This is a genomic window from Streptomyces sp. NPDC091377 (genome assembly GCF_044757045.1).
GTDB lineage: Bacteria > Actinomycetota > Actinomycetes > Streptomycetales > Streptomycetaceae > Streptomyces.
In genome coordinates this window covers 130,742-150,122 of the sequence record NZ_JBIVUE010000018.1, presented here as the reverse complement: position 1 = coordinate 150,122, position 19,381 = coordinate 130,742, and the positions used below count along the sequence as shown (strand labels likewise).

General features: G+C 71.2%; 18 protein-coding genes and 1 pseudogene. 11 read left to right on the top strand and 8 right to left on the bottom strand.

Annotation, left to right across the window (positions count from 1 at the left end):
* Positions 1 to 47 precede the first annotated feature (47 nt).
* A complete protein-coding gene (locus ACIQNG_RS31270) occupies positions 48 to 1,154 on the top strand; it encodes a chitinase (RefSeq protein ID WP_401489635.1) in 1,107 nt (368 codons plus the stop codon).
* 127 nt (positions 1,155 to 1,281) lie between these two features.
* Here the strand turns inward: ACIQNG_RS31270 and ACIQNG_RS31265 are convergent, their stop codons facing one another.
* The 3 genes from ACIQNG_RS31265 to ACIQNG_RS31255 all read right to left on the bottom strand — a co-directional run bounded on the left by ACIQNG_RS31265 (position 1,282) and on the right by ACIQNG_RS31255 (position 4,046).
* Positions 1,282 to 1,893 (bottom strand): LysE family translocator, encoded by a 612-nt coding sequence (locus ACIQNG_RS31265; protein WP_401430332.1) that lies wholly within the window; start codon positions 1,891 to 1,893, stop codon positions 1,282 to 1,284.
* A 403-nt stretch (positions 1,894 to 2,296) separates the two neighbouring features.
* On the bottom strand, positions 2,297 to 3,679 hold the full coding sequence (locus ACIQNG_RS31260) for a glycine--tRNA ligase (RefSeq protein ID WP_401430334.1): 1,383 nt from the start codon (positions 3,677 to 3,679) through the stop codon (positions 2,297 to 2,299).
* 169 nt (positions 3,680 to 3,848) lie between these two features.
* Entirely contained in the window at positions 3,849 to 4,046 is a 198-nt protein-coding gene (locus tag ACIQNG_RS31255; protein WP_401489632.1) for a hypothetical protein, read from the bottom strand.
* A 125-nt stretch (positions 4,047 to 4,171) separates the two neighbouring features.
* Between ACIQNG_RS31255 and ACIQNG_RS31250 the strand changes: the two genes are divergently transcribed.
* The 4 genes from ACIQNG_RS31250 to ACIQNG_RS31235 all read left to right on the top strand — a co-directional run bounded on the left by ACIQNG_RS31250 (position 4,172) and on the right by ACIQNG_RS31235 (position 7,371).
* On the top strand, positions 4,172 to 5,134 hold the full coding sequence (locus tag ACIQNG_RS31250; RefSeq protein WP_401489630.1) for a zinc ABC transporter substrate-binding protein: 963 nt from the start codon (positions 4,172 to 4,174) through the stop codon (positions 5,132 to 5,134).
* Positions 5,131 to 5,946 carry a metal ABC transporter ATP-binding protein gene (locus ACIQNG_RS31245; protein WP_401489627.1) on the top strand — a complete coding sequence of 272 codons (816 nt, stop codon included), beginning with the start codon at positions 5,131 to 5,133 and terminating at the stop codon, positions 5,944 to 5,946. The genes ACIQNG_RS31250 and ACIQNG_RS31245 overlap by 4 nt, the downstream gene beginning before the upstream one ends.
* 28 nt (positions 5,947 to 5,974) lie before the next feature.
* Entirely contained in the window at positions 5,975 to 6,880 is a 906-nt protein-coding gene (locus tag ACIQNG_RS31240; RefSeq protein WP_401430342.1) for a metal ABC transporter permease, read from the top strand.
* Positions 6,881 to 6,954: 74 nt separating this feature from the next.
* A complete protein-coding gene (locus ACIQNG_RS31235) occupies positions 6,955 to 7,371 on the top strand; it encodes a Fur family transcriptional regulator (RefSeq protein ID WP_401489625.1) in 417 nt (138 codons plus the stop codon).
* Positions 7,372 to 7,535: 164 nt separating this feature from the next.
* Here ACIQNG_RS31235 and ACIQNG_RS31230 read toward each other — a convergent pair whose 3' ends face one another.
* From ACIQNG_RS31230 to ACIQNG_RS31215, 4 genes and pseudogenes are all read right to left on the bottom strand, one after another.
* On the bottom strand, positions 7,536 to 8,369 hold the full coding sequence (locus ACIQNG_RS31230; protein WP_401430346.1) for an isoprenyl transferase: 834 nt from the start codon (positions 8,367 to 8,369) through the stop codon (positions 7,536 to 7,538).
* Positions 8,370 to 8,517: 148 nt separating this feature from the next.
* Positions 8,518 to 9,285: a DNA repair protein RecO gene (recO, locus tag ACIQNG_RS31225; RefSeq protein WP_401430348.1), complete on the bottom strand. Its 768-nt coding sequence runs from the start codon at positions 9,283 to 9,285 to the stop codon at positions 8,518 to 8,520.
* A 43-nt stretch (positions 9,286 to 9,328) separates the two neighbouring features.
* A complete protein-coding gene (locus ACIQNG_RS31220) occupies positions 9,329 to 10,111 on the bottom strand; it encodes a hypothetical protein (RefSeq protein ID WP_401489674.1) in 783 nt (260 codons plus the stop codon).
* A gap of 562 nt (positions 10,112 to 10,673) precedes the next feature.
* Positions 10,674 to 10,923 (bottom strand): annotated as a pseudogene (locus tag ACIQNG_RS31215) (abortive phage infection protein); the annotation flags it as partial.
* Positions 10,924 to 11,267: 344 nt separating this feature from the next.
* Between ACIQNG_RS31215 and ACIQNG_RS31210 the strand changes: the two are divergent.
* The 6 genes from ACIQNG_RS31210 (at position 11,268) to ACIQNG_RS31185 (ending at position 18,074) form a co-directional block, all read left to right on the top strand.
* Positions 11,268 to 12,887, top strand: a complete 1,620-nt coding sequence (locus ACIQNG_RS31210; protein WP_401430350.1) for an ABC transporter substrate-binding protein — start codon at positions 11,268 to 11,270, stop codon at positions 12,885 to 12,887.
* 16 nt (positions 12,888 to 12,903) lie between these two features.
* Positions 12,904 to 13,866, top strand: coding sequence for an ABC transporter permease (locus tag ACIQNG_RS31205; protein WP_401430352.1), 963 nt, complete (start codon positions 12,904 to 12,906; stop codon positions 13,864 to 13,866).
* Positions 13,863 to 15,866 (top strand): dipeptide/oligopeptide/nickel ABC transporter permease/ATP-binding protein, encoded by a 2,004-nt coding sequence (locus tag ACIQNG_RS31200; RefSeq protein WP_401489621.1) that lies wholly within the window; start codon positions 13,863 to 13,865, stop codon positions 15,864 to 15,866. The genes ACIQNG_RS31205 and ACIQNG_RS31200 overlap by 4 nt, the downstream gene beginning before the upstream one ends.
* A gap of 7 nt (positions 15,867 to 15,873) precedes the next feature.
* Positions 15,874 to 16,026 carry a hypothetical protein gene (locus ACIQNG_RS31195; protein ID WP_401489619.1) on the top strand — a complete coding sequence of 51 codons (153 nt, stop codon included), beginning with the start codon at positions 15,874 to 15,876 and terminating at the stop codon, positions 16,024 to 16,026.
* 69 nt (positions 16,027 to 16,095) lie between these two features.
* Positions 16,096 to 17,148: an oligopeptide/dipeptide ABC transporter ATP-binding protein gene (locus tag ACIQNG_RS31190; RefSeq protein ID WP_401430701.1), complete on the top strand. Its 1,053-nt coding sequence runs from the start codon at positions 16,096 to 16,098 to the stop codon at positions 17,146 to 17,148.
* A complete protein-coding gene (locus ACIQNG_RS31185) occupies positions 17,148 to 18,074 on the top strand; it encodes a dihydrodipicolinate synthase family protein (RefSeq protein WP_401430356.1) in 927 nt (308 codons plus the stop codon). Before ACIQNG_RS31190 ends, ACIQNG_RS31185 begins: the two co-directional genes overlap by 1 nt.
* Positions 18,075 to 18,105: 31 nt before the next feature.
* Here ACIQNG_RS31185 and ACIQNG_RS31180 read toward each other — a convergent pair whose 3' ends face one another.
* Positions 18,106 to 19,305 carry an exo-alpha-sialidase gene (locus ACIQNG_RS31180; protein ID WP_401489617.1) on the bottom strand — a complete coding sequence of 400 codons (1,200 nt, stop codon included), beginning with the start codon at positions 19,303 to 19,305 and terminating at the stop codon, positions 18,106 to 18,108.
* Between the last annotated feature and the right edge of the window lie 76 nt (positions 19,306 to 19,381).

The following is a 19,381-nucleotide window of genomic DNA, read 5'->3' as shown; positions in this document are numbered from 1 at the left end:
GCGCACATGCCCCACCTCATGACCCCACCCCCACCGGGAGGCCACGCATGATCCGCCGTGTCCGTCGCCGATTCCGGCTGCTCGCCGCCGCGTTGACCGCGGCCGTCCTCGTCCCGCTCGCGGTCGCCGCCGCCCCCACCTCCGCGGCCCCCGGCACCGCGACAGCCCTCGGGACGGCCCCCGCCGCTGCCGCCGCCGACACCTGCGCGGTCAAGTCCAAGCCCACCGGCAAGGTGCTCCAGGGCTACTGGGAGAACTGGGACGGCTCCGCCAACGGCGTCCACCCGCCCTTCGGCTGGACCCCGATCAACGACCCCCGGATCGGCGCCCACGGCTACAACGTGATCAACGCGGCCTTCCCCGTCATCCGCTCCGACGGCACGGCGCTGTGGGAGAACGGGATGGACAACAACGTGAAGGTGTCCACCCCCGCCGAGATGTGCGCGGCGAAGGCCGCCGGGCAGACGATCCTGCTCTCGATCGGCGGGGCCGCCGCCGGTATCGACCTCAGCTCGGCCACCGTCGCCGACCGCTTCGTCGCGACGATCGTCCCGATCCTGAAGCAGTACAACTTCGACGGCATCGACATCGACATCGAGACCGGACTGGTCGGCAGCGGCAACATCAACCAGCCGTCCGCGTCCCAGGCCAACCTGATCCGGATCATCGACGGCATCCTCGCCCAGATGCCCGCCAACTTCGGCCTCACCATGGCCCCGGAGACGGCGTACGTCACCGGCGGCAGCGTGGTCTACGGCTCGATCTGGGGCGCCTACCTGCCGATCATCAAGAAGTACGCCGACAACGGCCGGCTGTGGTGGCTGAACATGCAGTACTACAACGGCAGTTTCTACGGCTGCTCCGGTGACTCCTACTCCGCGGGCACCGTCCAGGGCTTCATCGCCCAGACCGACTGCCTCAACCGTGGCCTGGTGATCCAGGGCACGACGATCCGGGTGCCGTACGACAAGCAGGTGCCGGGGCTGCCCGCCCAGGCCGGCGCGGGCGGCGGCTACATGTCCCCGTCCCTGGTCTCCCAGGCGTGGCGGAACTACGGAACGAGCCTCAAGGGCCTGATGACCTGGTCCATCAACTGGGACGGCTCCCGCAACTGGACCTTCGGCGACAACGTCAAGGCCCTCCAGGGACGCTGACAGCCCGTCCACCCGCCCCGGGCCGTGGGTCCCCCTCCGTCCGGCCACGGCCCGGTCCCAGGAATCGGCCCCGTAGCGCGCATCACCGCCCTCCCCCGGCCGGTGCGCGTGCGGGGCCCTTCCCCCGTCACTGAGGAGTGAACGCCAGCTTCGCGCCCAGGGCCACGAAGGAGCCCGCGAAGCCGCGCCGCAGCCAGTTCATCACCTTGGGGCGGGAGACGACGTGATGGCGGACGGACGCGGCGAGGACCCCGTACACCGCGAAGACCAGAAACGTCACCAGCATGAACACCCCGCTCAGGGCCAGCATGCGCAGCAGGGCGTGCGGTTCGCCGGGCGTCACGAACTGCGGCAGGAACGCGAAGAAGAAGATCGTCAGCTTCGGGTTCAGGATATTGATGAGCACACCCCGTACGATCATCCGGCCCGCCGAGGCGGGAGCGCCGCCCTCGTCGACGGTGAGGGCGTCCCGGTCCCTGAGCGTGGCCCACGCCATGTACAACAGGTAGGCGACACCGGCGTACTTGAGGATCTGGAACGCGGTGGCGCTGGTGTGCAGCACGGCGGCGAGACCGGTGATGGTGGCCAGCATGTGCGGGACGATGCCGAGGGCGCAGCCGAAGGCCGCGACGACACTGGCCCGCCGACCCTGGGAGAGCCCGGCCGCGAGGGTGTAGACGACACCGGTGCCGGGCGTGGCGACCACCACGAGGGTGGTCAGCAGAAACGCGATGCTCATACGTCCCACCCTGGCGAGGGGCAGGACCCCGATACAGGACCACTTCGGAACCCGTATCGGGGACCAATCACCCATGGCCACGGCCACGGCCACGGCCTACGACGACAGCCCCCGCCGTCCTGACGCCTCCCGCCCACGACAACGCCCACCCGCCCCCGCGCTGCACGGGAGGTGGGTGGGCGAAGCCCCGGAGTTCCGGGTCCGGCTCAGCAGACGTCAGCCGGAGCAGGGGCAGGCCCCTCGGCTGTCAGCCGGAGAAGGGGCGGGCCCCTCGGCCGTCAGCCGGGGAAGAGGCAGCTCCCTCGGCCGTCAGCCGGGGAAGAGGCAGCTCCCTCGGCCGTCAGCCGGGGAAGAGGCAGCTCCCTCGGACGCCAGCGGGGAAGAACCCCCGGCGTCGCAGGTGTCACGCTCCGACGAGCCGGCTCGCCAGGTACCCCTCGATCTGGTCGAGAGACACCCGCTCCTGCTTCATGGAGTCCCGCTCGCGCACGGTGACCGCGTTGTCGTCCAGGGTGTCGAAGTCGACGGTGACGCAGTACGGCGTACCGATCTCGTCCTGGCGGCGGTAGCGGCGGCCGATCGCGCCGGCGTCGTCGAACTCGATGTTCCAGTTCTGGCGCAGCGCCTGGGCGAGCCCCTTGGCCTTGGGGGACAGCTCGGGGTTGCGGGAGAGCGGCAGCACCGCGACCTTGACCGGGGCGAGGCGGTGGTCCAGGCGGAGCACCGTGCGCTTCTCCATCTTGCCCTTGGCGTTGGGCGCCTCGTCCTCGATGTAGGCGTCGAGGAGGAAGGCGAGCATCGCGCGGCCGACACCGGCCGCGGGCTCGATGACGTACGGCGTCCAGCGCTCCCCGGCCTCCTGGTCGAAGTAGGAGAGGTCCTGGCCGGATGCCTTGGAGTGGGAGCCGAGGTCGTAGTCGGTGCGGTTGGCGACGCCTTCCAGCTCACCCCACTCGCTGCCGCCGAACCGGAAGCGGTACTCGATGTCGGCGGTGCGCTTGGAGTAGTGGGAGAGCTTCTCCTTCGGGTGCTCGAACCACCGCATGTTCTCCTCGCGCATGCCCAGGCCGGTGTACCAGTTCCAGCGCTGCTCCATCCAGTACTCCTGCCACTTCTCGTCCTCGCCCGGCTTGACGAAGAACTCCATCTCCATCTGCTCGAACTCGCGGGTGCGGAAGATGAAGTTGCCGGGCGTGATCTCGTTGCGGAAGGACTTGCCCATCTGCGCGATACCGAACGGCGGCTTGCGCCGGGAGGTGGTCTGCACCTGGGCGAAGTTGGTGAAGATGCCCTGCGCGGTCTCGGGGCGCAGGTAGGCGACGGAGCCGGAGTCCTGGGTGGGGCCGAGGTGGGTGGAGAGCAGGCCGGAGAACTGCTTGGGCTCGGTGAACTGGCCCTTGGTGCCGCAGTTGGGGCAGTTGATGTCCGCGAGGCCGTTCTCGGGGGCGCGGCCCTTCTTCTCCTCGTACGCCTCCTCCAGGTGGTCCGCGCGGAACCGCTTGTGGCAGGAGGTGCACTCGGTGAGCGGGTCGGTGAACGTGGCGACGTGGCCGGAGGCGACCCACACCTCGGGGGCCAGGATCACGGACGAGTCGATACCGACGACGTCCTCGCGCGACGTCACCATGTAGCGCCACCACTGGCGCTTGAGGTTCTCCTTGAGCTCGACACCCAGCGGCCCGTAGTCCCAGGCGGCGCGCTGTCCGCCGTAGATCTCACTGCAGGGGAATACAAAGCCACGGCGCTTGCTCAGGCTGACGATGGTGTCGATCTTGTCGGCGGCCACGGTGCTCTCTTCATTACGACGACGGGCGACGAAGCGAGACGCTTCAGAGCGAATGCTTCAGGTTACCGGCGCAGGCTCCCCCTCGGCCAAATCGATACCGGTCTCCGTCCCACGACGGCCCCGGAACCAGCCCGGAATCGGCCCGGAACCAGGCCGGAACCAGCCCCGATCAGGCCCGATCAGGCCCGATCAGGCCCGCGATCCGGCCCCGGATCCGGCCCGTCCCGCCCCTCCAGCACCCCCGCACCCCCGCACCCCCGCACCCGCACCCGCCGCCGCAGCCGGTCTCGATCATCGCCTCGACCATCGCCTCGATCATCGCCTTGATCATCACCTCGACCGTCGCCGCGACCGTCACCTTGTTCATCGACTCGCCCCTCACCGTGTCATTGCCTCAACCGCCACCTCGATCATCGTCTTGATCATGATCTGGGACACAGTGCCCGGATTGTTTGTTGACAACGGTTTCCATATTTGTTGAAAATGACTGTCATGAACGCCCGACGACTCATACCCACGGCGGCCGTGACCGCTCTGGGTCTCGCCGCCCTCACCGCCTGTTCCACCGACGACACCGCGGGCAACACCGGCAAGTTCGATGTCGTCGCCTCGTTCTACCCGATGCAGTTCCTCGCCGAGCAGATCGGCGGGGACCATGTGAACGTCACCACGCTGACCGAGCCCGGTCAGGAGCCGCACGACCTGGAGCTGAGCACCCGGCAGACCGCCCAGCTCGGCGAGGCCGACGCGGTGCTCTACCTCAAGAGCCTCCAGCCCGCCGTGGACGAGGCCGTCGGCCAGTCCGGAGTGGACACCAGGATCGACGCCGCCGCGCTGACCACGCTGGAGGACCACGGCGGCCACAGCCACGAGGGCGAGGACGCCCACGCCGCCGACGACGCCGGGGACGCTCATTCCCATGAGGGCGAGGACGCCCGCGACCCCCACCTCTGGCTGGACCCGGTGAAGTACGCCGAGGTCGCCAAGGGGGTCGGCGCCGCCTTCGAGAAGGCCGACCTGGACAACGCCGCGGACTACCGCAAGAACACCGACGCCCTGGTCAAGAAGCTGGACGCGCTGAACACCCGCTTCAAGGACGGGCTGCGGAACACCGACACCAAGGTCTTCTTCACCCACCACGCCGCCTTCAGCTACCTCGCCGAGCGCTACGGGCTGACCCAGGAGGCCATCGCCGGTCTGGACCCGGAGAGCGAGCCCAGCCCGGCCCGGATCAAGGAACTCCAGGAGGAGGCCGAGGCGGACGGCGTGACGACCGTGTTCTACGAGACCCTCGTCTCCGACAGGACCGCGAAGACCCTCGCCCGCGACACAGGGCTGAGGACCGACGTCCTCGACCCGCTGGAGGGCATCACCGACAAGTCCCGCGGCGACGACTACTTCCAGGTCATGGACGCCAACCTGGCGGCCCTCCAGAAGGCACTGGGAAGCGCATGACAGCGACGGAGGACGCCATGGGCGTGAGCGACGGGACCGGGGCCCGGGCCGAGGCGGTCGTGTCGGTGCGCGGGGTCACCGCCGAACTGGGCGGGCGCCCGGTGCTGCGCGGGATCGACTTCGCCGTGGGCCGCGGCGAGGTCGTCGCACTGCTCGGCGCGAACGGCTCCGGCAAGTCGACCGCCGTGCGCAGCCTCATCGGACAGGTGCCGGTGAGCGCCGGGCGGATCGAGCTGTTCGGCACCGAGCGGCGCCGGTTCCGCGACTGGTCGCGCATCGGGTACGTCCCGCAGCGCACCACGGCCGCGGGCGGGGTCCCCGCCACGGTCGCCGAGGTGGTCTCCTCGGGCCGGCTCTCCCGCACCCGCTTCGGCGTCTTCCGCAAGGCCGACCACACCGCCGTGCACCGCGCGCTGGAGCTGGTCGGCATGGCCGACCGGGCGAAGGACCCGGTCGACGCGCTCTCCGGCGGACAGCACCAGCGGGTACTGATCGCCCGCGCGCTGTCCTCCGCGCCCGAGCTGCTGATCATGGACGAGCCGATGGCGGGAGTCGACCTGGCCAGCCAGGAGGTGCTCGCCGGAACCCTGCGCGAGCAGGTCGCGGCCGGTACGACGGTCCTGCTGGTCCTGCATGAGCTGGGACCGCTGGAGCCACTGATCGACCGGGCGGTGGTGCTGCGCGACGGCTGTGTGCTGCACGACGGCCCACCGCCCGAGGCCGTCGGCCAGCACGCCCTGCCGGGCCACGACCATGTCCACCCGCACGCCCCCGAGGGTACCGCGCCCCTGCGCACGGGACTGCTCAGCTAATGGCCAAGCCACGGGAGATCGTCGACTGATGGAGATCCTCGACTACGCCTTCATGCAGCGGGCGCTGCTCGCCGCCGTCCTGGTCGGCATCACCGCGCCCGCCGTCGGCATCTATCTGGTCCAGCGCCGCCAGGCCCTCATGGGCGACGGCATCGGCCATGTCGCCATGACCGGTGTCGGCCTCGGCTTCCTGCTGTCCTGGTCACCGGTGTGGATGGCGACCCTGGTCGCGGTGGTCGGCGCGGTCCTCATGGAACTGATCCGCTGGTACGGCCGCACCCGCGGGGACATCGCCCTCGCGATGCTCTTCTACGGCGGTATGGCCGGCGGCGTGATGTTCATCAACCTGGCGCCGTCCGGCTCCAACGCCGGCCTCACCTCGTATCTCTTCGGGTCGCTGTCCACCGTCTCGGAGTCGGACGTCATGGCGATCTGCCTGCTCGCGGCGTTCGTGATGCTGGTCACGCTCGGACTGCGCCGCCAGTTGTTCGCGGTGAGCCAGGACGAGGAGTTCGCCCGGGTCACCGGGCTGCCGGTGCGGGCGCTGAATCTGCTGACGGCGATCACCGCGGCGGTCACGGTCACCGTGGCGATGCGGGTGGTCGGGCTGCTGCTGGTGTCGGCGCTGATGGTGGTGCCGGTGGCGGCGGCGCAGCAGCTCAGCCGGAGCTTCGCGGCGACCTTCGCGATCTCCGTGGCGATCGGGGTGGCCGTGACGCTGGGCGGCACCGCCACCTCGTACTACCAGGACGTACCGCCGGGTGCGACGATCGTATTGCTGACCATCGGCGTGTTCGTACTGCTGACGGCGCTGGCCGTACCGCTGACCCGGCGCCGCGCCCGGCGCGCGGCGGAGGCGGCGGCGGCCACCGGAGACCCGATGGAATGCGCCATTCCGGCCGCGCGCGGGATGGAGAAGGGGGCCGGCGTCTGACGGCTGGAACAACTGCGGACCTGCCGGGCTGGCACAATGGCGCCCGGCAGGAAGCAGACGCAAGGAGGCAACCAGTGACCACCGCTGGACCGCCCGTGAAGGGCCGCGCCACTCGGCAGCGTGCCGCCGTGGCGGCTGCACTGGACGAGGTCGACGAGTTCCGCAGCGCCCAGGAGCTGCACGACATGCTCAAGCACAAGGGCGACGCCGTCGGCCTGACCACGGTGTACCGGACGTTGCAGTCGCTCGCCGAGGCCGGTGAGGTCGATGTGCTGCGGACGTCGGACGGCGAGTCGGTGTACCGGCGCTGTTCCACCGGTGAGCACCACCACCATCTGGTGTGCCGGGCCTGCGGGAAGGCCGTGGAGGTGGCGGGGCCGGCGGTCGAGTCATGGGCCGAGACGGTCGCCGCGCAGCACGGGTATGTGAATGTGGCCCATACCGTGGAGATCTTCGGTACCTGTGCGGAGTGCGCGGCCAAGGGTGTGTGAGACGACGAGCGTCTGAGACGAAGGGCGTCTGAGACGAAGGGTGTGTGAGGCGGTGCCGTCGTTCGGCCGACCCGCCGTCGTCGGCTGATCGCACGGTTCCCCGCGCCCCTTTCTGGGGCTGCCGCCCGCCCCTTTCTGGGGGGCAGCCGCCCCCCAGAACCCGGCTAGCTCTGCTTGCCCTCCATGGCCAGCAGTTCCTCGTTCGGGATGGCCCCGCCGAAGCGGCGGTCCCGGGAGGCGAATTCCAGACAGGCCCGCCAGAGGTGCCGGCGGTCGAAGTCGGGCCACAGGACATCCTGGAAGACCATCTCGGCGTAGGCGCTCTGCCAGAGCAGGTAGTTGGACGTGCGCTGCTCCCCGCTGGGGCGCAGGAACAGGTCGACGTCCGGCATGTCGGGGTAGTAGAGGTACCGCGCGAAGGTCTTCTCGTTGACCTTGGCCGGATCGAGCCGGCCGGCCTTGACGTCCTCGGCGAGGGACCGGGCGGCGTCGGCGATCTCGGCCCGGCCGCCGTAGTTCATGCAGAAGTACAGGGTGAGGCGGTCGTTGTCCTTGGTCCGCTCCTCGGCGACCTGGAGCTCCTTGACCACCGACTTCCACAGCTTGGGCATACGGCCCACCCAGTGCACGCGGACACCCAGCTCGACGAGGCGCTCGCGGTTCGCGCGGATGAAGGTGCGGTTGAAGTTCATCAGGAAGCGCACCTCCTCCGGTGAACGCTTCCAGTTCTCGGTGGAGAAGGCGTACAGGGAGATGCTGCCGACGCCCATCTCGATCGCGCCCTGAACGACATCGAGGACCCCCTCGGCGCCGACCTTGTGGCCCTCGGTGCGGGGCAGGCCGCGCTGCTTGGCCCAGCGGCCGTTGCCGTCCATGACGATCGCCACGTGGCGCGGGATCAGCTCACCGGGCAGCTTCGGGGGGCGGGCACCCGAGGGGTGCGGCTCCGGCGTGCTGTACTCGCGGCGCTGGCGTCCCAGGATTCCGCGTACCACCATGTGCGTCTCGCTCCTCTTGCCGTGCTGTGTTCAGGGTCAGAATCAGGGATCAGGGATCGGGGATCAGGGATCTGGGATCGGGGGATCAGGGGCTGTGGATGAAGGGTCGGGGATGAAGGGTCGGGGATGAAGGGTCGGGGATGAGGGTTCAGGTCTCCGTCTGTGCGGCGAACTTCTCGACGTAGCGCAGGGACCGTAGACCGCGCTCCAGATGCCAGTGCAGATAGGCGGAGACCAGACCGCTGCCTTCTCGTACGTACCGCGGCTCACAGGTGTCCGCCGTGTCCCAGTCCCCCGTGAGCAGCGCCCCGAGCAGGGTCAGGCTCTGGGGAGAGGGTACGACGCTGCCCGGCACCCGGCAGTCCACGCAGACCGAGCCCCCGGAGGAGACCGAGAAGAACCGGTTGGGACCCGGCATCCCGCATTTCGCGCAGTCGCCGAAGCTCGGAGCGTAGCCGTTGACGGCGAGGGAGCGCAGCAGGAAGGCGTCCAGGACGAGGTGCGGGGCGTGCTCGCCGCGGGCGAGGGTGCGCAGGGCGCCGACCAGCAGCAGATACTGCTGCACGGCCGGCTCGCCCTCGTGGTCGGTGAACCGCTCGGCGGTCTCCAGCATGGCGGTGCCGGCGGTGTAGCGGGCGTAGTCGGTGACGATGCCGCCGCCGTACGCCGCGATGGTCTCGCTCTGGGTGCACAGCGGCAGCCCGCGCCCGATCAGCTCACTGCCCCGGGCGAAGAACTGCACGTCGACGTGGGAGAACGGCTCCAGTCTGGCCCCGAACTTCGACTTGGTGCGCCGCACCCCGCGCGCCACCGCCCGCACCCGCCCGTGCCCCCGCGTGAGCAGGGTGATGATCCGGTCGGCTTCCCCGAGCTTCTGGGTGCGCAGGACGACGCCGTCGTCGCGGAAGAGGCTCATGCCCCCATTCTCGCCCACCCGCCCGGCGTCCGTACCCGCCCCGTCAAGGAACATCCCCGCGCCCGCGCAGACGGTCACGGACCGGGTCGTGCGGGTTCTCCCGCGCCGCCTCGGGGGTGACCGCCGCCCGGGGCGGCCCCTCGGGGACGCCCGCCGCCCGCACCACCCGCTCCGGGGTCCCCGCCGCACAGCCCGGCCGCTCGCCGGGACCGACCGGCCGGACGGTCCGCTCGGCGACGGCCGGGGGGACTATCGAGTGGGTGGGGCGTTCGGCCGGGGAGATCAACGGGTGAGCGGGGCGTTCGGCCGGGGGGACCAGCGGGTGGGCCGGGCGGGCCGTCCGTTCGGGGACGGTCGCCGGACGGGCCAGGCACTCAGCGGCACCCGCCGTACCCACCGGACGCTCCACGGCACCCACCGCAGGCTCCACGGCACCCACCACAGGCCCCGAGCGCTCGGCGGCAGCGACCCGCACCGAACCGACCGGGTCCTCCGCACCCCGTGCAGAACCGACCGGCCCCTCGACCCGGCTCCCCGAACCCACCGCCTCCTCGGCGGGGCTCGTCGGTACGACCGTGGCGCCCATCGGTACGACCGGCTCCCCTGGACGATCCGCCCCGTCGGCCGACGCCACCGCACAGCCCGCCGCACCCGGTTCCCCGGTAGGGGCCAGGTGGTGGAGTGACTCCGGGACGCAGTCCCACTCGCGGCCCCCGCCGACGGGGCGCAGTTGGACGTACGGGCCCTCGTGTCCCATGACCACGCCGGGGCGGCCGGTCCGGGTGTCGATGACGTACGAGCCGATCGGCGGCTTCGGCGTGCTCATCGCAGAACCGCCCCGGGGCGCCCGGTCACCGGCGAAATCCCGGCGTATTCGCCTGCGGCCCGCAATTCCTTCAAGGTTCCCTCCACCTCTTCGGCGTCTCGCGCCGAACACTGTGCTGCCCCGTGACTCCCCGGCTTTTCCGTATCTGAAGCTTTTGGCCTCGCGGACCCGTGGCAACCCGTAGACTCACCGGCTGTTTTGTTCCGCCGGGGTACAAGTGCCTCGCCATTCAGGGGTGTTGGTCATGGCCACGAGCCCCTGCGGGCTCCTGGGGTGATGTCGGGACCGTTCCCGCGCCACACCCCCGGGAAAACCTCGGCCGGAAAACTCACGGCCGATAGTCGCCCCCGTGCGCGAATCAGCAAATCGGCGGTGTTTTCGAGCAGTTGAGGGGTAATTCGAGGAACCGTGAAGAACCGGCGTTCGTCCAGGAGGGCAAGGCGTTGCGACGAGCCGCCGCATATCGGCGGGCGATGAGGTCGACGGTGCCGTTCATGAGGTTCCGGATCCGCTCGACCGCGTTGTCACCTCGACCGCCATGTCACCTCGACCGCGATGTCACCTCGGCCGCGATGTCACCGGGCACGATCCCCGGCACGAACAGCAGCCGGAACTCGCAGCCGACGCTCACCTCCACGCCGGCGCCCTCCCGCCGCAGCCGCGGGATGCTCCACGATGTCCACGGGCGGCCGGTCCCCCAGCGTCGGCCGGAGCCGGATGCGCAGCCCCCGCCCGGCGGCCTCACCGACGGTGGCGTTCAGGGGTTCCACGCCGTCCCCGGTGACATCGAGCGGGTCGGCGTAGAGCCGGTCCTCCGCCACCCACCATCCCGCCCCGCCACACCCCTCCCTGGCCCGCCCTGCCCCTCCCCGCACCGTCCCGACCCGCCCCGGGTCAACTCCCGTCATTTCGCACCACCATTCGCACCCGGAATCGCTCCATCACGGGCACGACCTGTGGCATCTACGCCATTCGTGTGCGATCGCTTGACCACCCCCACGCCCTTTCCTATGGTCACGCTGTCCACAAGGTAGAACGTAATATCTCCGCTTTTTCATACCCGAAGCTCCCGAATCCACCCATATCTCCTCCATCTCCTCCATCTCACCCCTCCCCCACCTCTCACGCCTCCCTCTCCCCCACCTCCGGAGGACCCGTGCGCGACGTGACCCCTGACGTTCCGGCCCCGCCCCGCAGGTCGTTCCTGAAGTACGCCGGTGCGCTGGGCGCCGCGGCCGGGACGGCGTCGCTCGGGGCGTGCGGGCCGGAGTCGACCATCTACACCGGCGGCGGCACGGGCGCGGACCGCACCATGACGGCGGTGATCGGGTACGGCAACGACGGGAGCTGGGATCCGACGCAGACCGCGTCGGCGTTCTCCATGGCGGCGAACAACCACATCTACGAGGGGCTCCTCGACACCGACCCGATCACCCGCAGGCCCTACCCGGCGCTCGCCACCCGGGTGCCCGCGGACCCCGCCGCCACCGTGTGGCGGTTCACCCTGCGGCCGGGGGCGCGGTTCCACGACGGGCGGCCGGTCACCGCGGACGACGTGGTGTTCGTCTTCGACCGGATCCTCGATCCGCGGACCCCGACCCTCGCCAAGGGGTTCTTCGCGTCCTGGCTGGAGCGGGTCCGCCGGCTCGACGCGCGGACCGTGGAACTGGTGCTGAAGTTCCCGTTCCCGGACGGGCTTTCCCGGCTGACGCTGGCGAAGGTCATGCCGCGGCACGTGTACGCCCGGCCCGGCGGCTGGGACGACGCGATCAAGGGCGTGGCGATCGGCTCGGGACCGTACCGGCAGTCGGCGCACCATCCGAAGTCCAACACCACCTTCGAGGCGTTCGCCGACTACAACGGACCGCGCCCGCCCGCGTTCCGGAAGATGAACTGGCTGACCATCCTGGACGCCGCCCCGCGGGTCGCCATGATCTCCGGCGCCGGGGCGGGGGTGCAGATCGCGGACAACATCCCGTACGCCAATGTCCCCCGGCTGGAGAGCGGGGGGATGGCGGTGGGCAGCGGGGCCGGGATGAACAACCTGTTCCTGATGTTCAACACCCGGCACAAGCCGTTCGGGGACGTACGGGTGCGGCAGGCGCTGCACCACGCCATCGACACCGGCACCATCGTGGAGGTGGCGCTCAAGGGCCACGGCCGGGCGGCGACCTCGTTCCTCAACGAGGAGAACCCGGCGTACCGGCGGGCCGGGACCGTCTACGACCACGACCCGGACAAGGCGCGGGCGCTGCTGAAGGCGGCCGGGGTGAGCGGGCTGAAGGTCGAGATCACGGCGGTGAACGTGAGCTGGATCATGGACTGTCTGCCGACCATCAAGTCCTCGTGGGACGCGATCGGGGTGGAGACCACCCTGGCCCCGCAGGAGACCACGGCCGTCTTCACCAAGCTGGACCAGAAGCAGGACTACCAGGTGGTGGTGGCCGCCTCGAACCCCAACCAGTTCGGTCTCGACGCCGATCTGATCATGCATTACAACTACGGTCCCGAGAACCTCTGGATGGGCTACACCCGGTGGGCGGACGACCCGGTGGCCCAGCGGCTGTTCCGGGACATGGACCGGGCGACCCGGGAGCCGGATCCGGCCCGCAAGAGGGCGATGGTCCAGGACTGCATCGACATCGTCGCCGAGCAGGCGGTGCTCTATCCCGTCGTGCACAACGCGCTGATGACCGCCTGGGACCCGCGCCGGCTCACCGGGGTCAGGGCCCAGCCGTATCCGGGGATCAATCTGCTCCAGGCCGAGTGGGTCTGACGAAGGGGAGTCGCGCGTGGTCGCCGTCGTCAGGATCCTGATCCGCCGGATCGCCCTGCTGGTGCCGCTGATGCTCGGCATCGTGCTGTTCGTGTTCGTGGTGATGGGCTTCTCGGACGTCGATCCGGCGTCCGCGTTCTTCCAGGGCGCCAATCCGACGCCCCAGCAGTTGCACGACTTCCGCGAGGAGCACGGGCTGCTCGATCCGCTGCCGATGCGCTACCTGCACTTCGTGGGCGATCTGCTCCACGGCGACCTGGGCACCAGCGCGCTGACCCGCGGCGAGGTCGCCGACCAGGTGCTGACGGCGCTGCCGCTGACCATCCAGCTCACCTTTCTGGGGCTGGGCATCGCGGTGGTGCTGTCGCTGGTCGGCGGGGTGACCGCGGCGATCTACCGGGACCGGCTGCCGGACCAGGTCATCCGGATCCTCTCGCTCACCGGTGTCGCCGCGCCGGGCTTCTGGCTGGCGCTGCTGATGATCCAGTACTTCGCGGTGGGCCTGGGCTGGTTCCCGGCCGGGGGCTACATCAACCCGGCGGACTCGGTGACGGGCTGGCTGCGGACGATGACCCTGCCCGCGCTGGCGCTGTCGCTGCCGGTCGCCGCCCAGCTCACCCGGATCGTCCGGACGTCGGTGGTGGAGGAACTGGACAAGGACTACGTCCGTACGGCGATCGGCAGCGGGCTGCCGCCCCGGGTGGTGGTCGGGCGCAATGTGCTCAGGAACGCGCTGATGAACCCGCTGACGGTGCTGGGGCTGCGGGTGGGTTATCTGCTGGGCGGGGCGGTGGTCATCGAGACGATCTTCTCGCTGCCCGGCATGGGCAAGCTGATGATCGACGCGGTGAAGAACGGCGACCCGGCGGTGGTCCAGGGGGTCGTGCTCACCACGGCGATCGGGTTCGTCGTCGTCAATCTCGTCATCGACATCCTGTACCTGCTGGTCAACCCGCGACTGAGGGACTCGGCCTCATGATCATGACCCGTAGGGCGCTGACGGAGGCGCTCTCCCGCCCCGGTGTCCGGCTGCGCGGCTGGCGGCGGCTGCCGCTGCTGTCGAAGGTGGCCGTCTGCTTCCTGACGCTGGTGGTGCTGGTCGCGGTGTTCGCGCCGCTGCTGGCGCCGTACGACCCGCTGGCGCAGTTCCCGCCGGTCGACGGCACCGGGCAGCCCTCCGCCGCCCACTGGATGGGCCAGGACAGCCTCGGCCGGGACATCATGAGCCGGCTGATGTACGGGGCCCGCTGGTCGCTGGCGATCGGGCTCGGGGCGACCCTGCTGGCGCTGCTCGCGGGGGCGTTGACCGGGGCGGTCGCGGCGACCTCGCGCAAGGCGGTGGACGAGACGCTGATGCGCTGTCTGGACGTGGTGATGGCGTTCCCGGGGATCGCGCTCGCGGCGGTCCTCATCGCCGTGTTCGGCGGCAGCATCACCGTACTGATCTGCGCCATCGCGTTCCTGTTCACCCCGCCGGTGGCCCGGGTCGTCCGGGCCAACATCCTCGACCAGTACGGCGAGGACTATGTGACGGCCGAGCGGGTGATCGGGGCGCGCACCCCGCACATCGTGTGGCGGCACGTGGCGATCAACTGCGCCGCGCCGGTGCTGGTGTTCTGCACGGTGCAGGTGGCCGAGGCGATCGTGTTCGAGGCGTCGCTGTCCTTCATCGGGGCGGGGGTCAGACCGCCGGACCCGTCGTGGGGCAGTGTGATCGCGGACGGCAAGAACATGGTGCTGACCAGCGGCTGGTGGGCGACCGTCTTCCCCGGGCTGCTGATGCTGGTGACCGTGCTGTCGCTGAACATCCTCTCCGAGGGCGTCTCCGACGCGTGGGCGGCGCCCGCGCCCCGCGAGGTACCGGTCCGCAAGGGCGCCGACGGCCGCCCCCACGAGGAGCACCACGACCGGCTGGAGGCCGCCGAGCCCGGCACCGGGGAGGTGCTGCCGCTGCCCGGCCTCACGGACGCGGCGCGGCGGCTGCGCTCCCGGGCCCGGCCGCTGCCCGGGGGCCGGCCGGTGCTGGAGGTGGAGAACCTGGCCATCGGGTTCGAGGGCCGGCACCGGGGCGTGGACATCGTGGACGGCATCAGCTTCGAGGTGCGGCCCGGTGAGGTGCTGGGGCTGGTCGGCGAATCGGGGTGCGGGAAGTCGCTGACCGCGCTGACGGTGATGGGGCTCCAGCCCCGGGACGCCCGGGTGCGCGGACAGGTCCGCTTCGACCATCTCGACCTGCTCGCCCGGCCGATGCGGGTGCGGCGCCGGCTGCTCGGGCATGAGATGGCGATGGTCTACCAGGACGCCCTGTCCTCCCTGAACCCGGCGATGACCATCCGCGCCCAGCTCAAACAGGTCGTACGACGGGGTGGGCACCGCCCTCCCGCCGAACTGCTCACCCTGGTCGGCCTCGACCCCGAGCGGACCCTGCGCAGCTATCCGCACGAGCTGTCCGGCGGCCAGCGCCAGCGGGTGCTGATCGCCATGGCGCTCTCCCGCGACCCGAAGCTGATCATCGCCGACGAGCCGACCACCGCGCTGGACGTCACCGTGCAGGCCCAGGTGATGCAGTTGCTGCTGCGGCTCCGGGCCGAGCTGGGCTTCGCGCTGATCCTGGTCTCGCACGACCTGGCGCTGATCGCCGACATCACCGACCGGGTGGTGGTGATGTACGGCGGTCAGATCGTGGAGAGCGGGGTCACCGCCGACCTCGTGGAGGCCCCCGCCCACCACTACACGCGCGGTCTGCTCGGCAGCGTCCTGTCCCTGGAGAGCGCGGCCGAGCGGATGACGCAGATCAAGGGCGTCGTCCCCTCCCCCGCCGACTTCCCCGCGGGCTGCCGCTTCGCCGACCGCTGCCCCCTCGCCACCGACCTGTGCCACACCACGGCCCCGGTCCTGAGCGGCCCGGACACCCACCGGACGGCCTGTCACCATCCGGCGACCGATGCGGTGACCACCCCGAGCGAGGCGGTCGGATGACGGCCCCGTGCGGTACGGGAAGGCCGACGCCCCCTCGATACCCCCGATCGACGCCCCCTCGACACTCACGATCGACGCCCCCTCGACACCCCCGATCGACGACTCCTCGACACTCACGATCGACGACCTCTCGACACCCACGATCCGGAAAGCGGGGTGACGGCGTGAACGCGCTCGTCCAGCCGGAGCAGGCCGACGGCCCGGGAAGCGGGGTGGGTGGGTGAACGCGCTGCTCAAGCCCGACGGACTCGACGAGGCCGGGCCGCGGCCCCCGCTCGTCCGGGTCGTGGACGCCCATGTGGTGCACAAGGCGCGCAGCGGCGGGGTCTTCACCCGGGACCGGGTGTACGCCCTCACCGGGGCCGATCTGACCGTCGCCGCCGGGGAGACGGTGGGGGTCGTCGGCGAGTCGGGCTGCGGCAAGTCCACGCTGGCGAAGGTGCTGGTGGGGGTGGAACGGCCGACCTCGGGCCTGGTGGAGGTGCGCGGCGGCGATCTGTGGACGATGGCGCCGGGCGCCCGCCGGGCCGCCGTCGGGGGGAACGTCGGCATGATCTTCCAGGACCCGTCGACCGCTCTGAACCGCCGGCTGGCCGTCCGTCAGATCCTGCGCGACCCGCTGGACGTGCACGGCCGGGGCGACCGGATGGGGCGCGAGGAGCGGGTGCGGGAGCTGATGGCGCTGGTCGGGCTGCCGCCCGCGCTGGCCGACGCCCTGCCGGGACAGCTCTCCGGCGGGCAGCGCCAGCGGGTGGCGATCGCCCGCGCCCTCGCCCTCGATCCCGCGCTGGTCGTGGCGGACGAGCCGACGAGCGCGCTGGACGTCTCCGTACGCGCCCAGATCCTCAATCTCCTGCTCGACCTCAAGGAACGCCTCGGGCTCGCGCTGGTGTTCGTCTCGCACGACATCCAGACGGTCCGGCGGATGAGCGACCGGGTGATCAGCATGTATCTGGGCCGGATCGTGGAGGAGACCCCGGCCGCCCGGGTCACCGACCACGCCCGTCACCCGTACACCCGCGCCCTGTTCTCGGCGACGCCGGGACTGCTCCACCCGATCGATCCGATCCCGCTGGTGGGCCCGGTGCCGTCGGCGACGAGGCCGCCGAGCGGTTGCCCGTTCCGCACCCGGTGCTGGAAGGCCGACGATCGGTGCGCGGACGAAATGCCGGGTTTCTCGGCCGCGTCGGCGCCCGGTCACCGCTTCCGCTGCCACCATCCTGTGGACGAGGACGAGTCGACCCGCGACCTCGCCCGCCGGACCCACCCACGGGAGAACTGATGCCCCTGCCCGCCCCGCTCACCGGTGTCGTCCCGCCCGTCTGCACGCCCCTGACGCCCGCCGGCGAGGTGGATGTGGCCTCGCTGCTGCGGCTGGTCGACCATCTGGTGGAGGGCGGGGTGCACGGACTGTTCGTGCTGGGCTCCACCTCGGAGGCCGCCTATCTGACGGACCGGCAGCGGCGGCTGGTGGTGGAGACGGTGGCGGGCCGGGCCGGCGGCTCGCTGCCCGTGCTGGCCGGTGTGATCGACATGACCACGCCCCGCGTGCTGGACCACGCCGTCACGGCGGCGGAGGCGGGCGCGGACGCGGTCGTGGCGACCGCCCCCTTCTACACCCGCACCCATCCGGCCGAGACCGCCCGCCACTACCGGCTGCTCGCCGAGCGCAGCCCGGTCCCGGTCGTCGCCTACGACCTGCCCCGCTCGGTGCACAGCAAGCTCTCCCCCCGGCTGGTCCTGGACCTGGCCGCCGACGGCACCCTGGCCGGTCTCAAGGACTCCAGCGGTGACCTCGGCGGCTTCCGCGAGGTGGTCCTCGGCGCCCGTGCGGTGCCCGGCTTCAGCGTGCTGACCGGCTCCGAGGTGGTCATGGACGCGGCGCTCGCGCTGGGCGCCGACGGGGCGGTGCCCGGCCTCGCCAACGTCGACCCGCACGGGTACGTCCGCCTCTACCGGCTGTGCCGCGCCGACGACCCCGAGCGCGCCCGCGCCGAGCAGGAGCGGCTGTGCGCCCTGTTCGGCATGACCGGCGTCGGCGACCCGGCCCGGATGGGCGACAGCTCGTCGGCCCTGGGCGCCTTCAAGGCCGCCCTGCACCTGCGGGGCGTCATCGACTGCCCGGCCACCGCCGCACCCCAGATCCCGCTGTCCGCGGACGAGGTCCAGCAGGTCGGCAAGTACCTGGCGGCGGCCGGACTGCTCTAGAGCCCTCTCCTCCAGGGCCCGGGATCCGGTCCTACGGTCCTTCGAGGTCGCTCAGCGCGATCCGGCGGAACTCGATCGTCTCGTACGCCCCCGCCCCCCCGGTCTCGTAGAGGAGCCCCACCGTGTCCTTGCCGAGGGCCACGAGGTCGGAGTAGGCGGCCTTGCGGGTGGACAGGGTCAGCGCCTTGGTGAAGGCGCGTCCGCCGTCCGTGCTGCGCCAGACGGCCATGGACTGGCGGGCGGTGGGCACGGACGGCCCGGAGAACAGCAGCGAGGCGCCCCGGCCCGGCGGCTGGAGGACGCTCGCCTGCACCACGGGCACCTCGTCCAGGGTCGGCTGGACCGCGTAGGGGCGTTCCAGGCTCGCCCCGCCGTCCAGGGAGCGGGCGTCGAGCCGGTTGCCGGGGCCGCTGCCGTGCTGGTCGCGGGCGGCGAAGTAGAGGCTGCCGTCGGGGAGCTGGGCGGCACTGGACTCGTTGGCGTTGCCGACACCGTCGTAGGAGTCGTCCACGAACCCGATCCGCCAGGTCCGGCCGCCGTCGTCGCTGTAGAGGGCGTGGGCGCCGTACCAGCGGGCTTCCCGGCCGGTGTCGGGGGAACCGGGGGGCGGGGCGGCGGAGTGGTTGGCGGGGACGACGAGGCGGCCCGCGTACCGGCCGTGGGTGAGGGCGACGGCGTGCCCGGGGCCGGTGGCGTACCAGCGCCAGTCGGCCCGCTTGGTGGTGGCGGTCAGGTCGCGCGGGGCGTCGAAGGTGCGCCCGTCGTCGGTGCTGCGCTGCACGAACACCCGGCGGCTCTGCTCGGGCGTGACCTCCCCGCGCATGATCTGGTCCTCGGTGACCCGGCCGCTGTTGTACGAGGTCAGCAGGACGACCGCCCCGGTGCGCGGGTCGACCACGGGGGCCGGGTTGCCGCGGGTGTCGCCCCGGCCCGCGGCCACCACGGTGACCGGCCCCCAGGTGCAGCCGCCGTCGCCGGAGCGGCGGGCCACGACGTCGATGTTCCCGGTGTCCCCGGCCCCGTCGTGCCGCCCCTCGGCGAAGGCGAGCACGGTGCCGGCCCGGGTCGTGACGGTCGCGGGGATGCGGTAGGTGGCGTAGCCGCCCTGTCCGGAGACGTAGGGCACGGAGGAGGCGCAGCCGGTCACGGCGCCCGCGGACGGGACGGTGAGGAGGGCGGCGGGGGTGAGGAGGGCGGCGGTGGCGAGCAGACTGCGGATCAGTGGTCTCATCACTCTCCCTGACGGGATGTCGGATGTCGTCGCCACCATCGTGTCCCGGCGGTGCGCCGGATGTGTCGGACCCGGC

Bases quoted from the DNA above. Each gene is read 5' to 3' on its own strand.
- ACIQNG_RS31270 (WP_401489635.1), top strand. From the start codon at position 48: ATGATCCGCCGTGTCCGTCGCCGATTCCGGCTGCTCGCCGCCGCGTTG.
- ACIQNG_RS31265 (WP_401430332.1), bottom strand. From the start codon at position 1,893: ATGAGCATCGCGTTTCTGCTGACCACCCTCGTGGTGGTCGCCACGCCC.
- ACIQNG_RS31255 (WP_401489632.1), bottom strand. From the start codon at position 4,046: ATGAACAAGGTGACGGTCGCGGCGACGGTCGAGGTGATGATCAAGGCG.
- ACIQNG_RS31250 (WP_401489630.1), top strand. From the start codon at position 4,172: ATGAACGCCCGACGACTCATACCCACGGCGGCCGTGACCGCTCTGGGT.
- ACIQNG_RS31245 (WP_401489627.1), top strand. From the start codon at position 5,131: ATGACAGCGACGGAGGACGCCATGGGCGTGAGCGACGGGACCGGGGCC.
- ACIQNG_RS31240 (WP_401430342.1), top strand. From the start codon at position 5,975: ATGGAGATCCTCGACTACGCCTTCATGCAGCGGGCGCTGCTCGCCGCC.
- ACIQNG_RS31230 (WP_401430346.1), bottom strand. From the start codon at position 8,369: ATGGTGGTACGCGGAATCCTGGGACGCCAGCGCCGCGAGTACAGCACG.
- recO (WP_401430348.1), bottom strand. From the start codon at position 9,285: ATGAGCCTCTTCCGCGACGACGGCGTCGTCCTGCGCACCCAGAAGCTC.
- ACIQNG_RS31220 (WP_401489674.1), bottom strand. From the start codon at position 10,111: ATGAGCACGCCGAAGCCGCCGATCGGCTCGTACGTCATCGACACCCGG.
- ACIQNG_RS31200 (WP_401489621.1), top strand. From the start codon at position 13,863: ATGATCATGACCCGTAGGGCGCTGACGGAGGCGCTCTCCCGCCCCGGT.
- ACIQNG_RS31185 (WP_401430356.1), top strand. From the start codon at position 17,148: ATGCCCCTGCCCGCCCCGCTCACCGGTGTCGTCCCGCCCGTCTGCACG.
- ACIQNG_RS31180 (WP_401489617.1), bottom strand. From the start codon at position 19,305: ATGAGACCACTGATCCGCAGTCTGCTCGCCACCGCCGCCCTCCTCACC.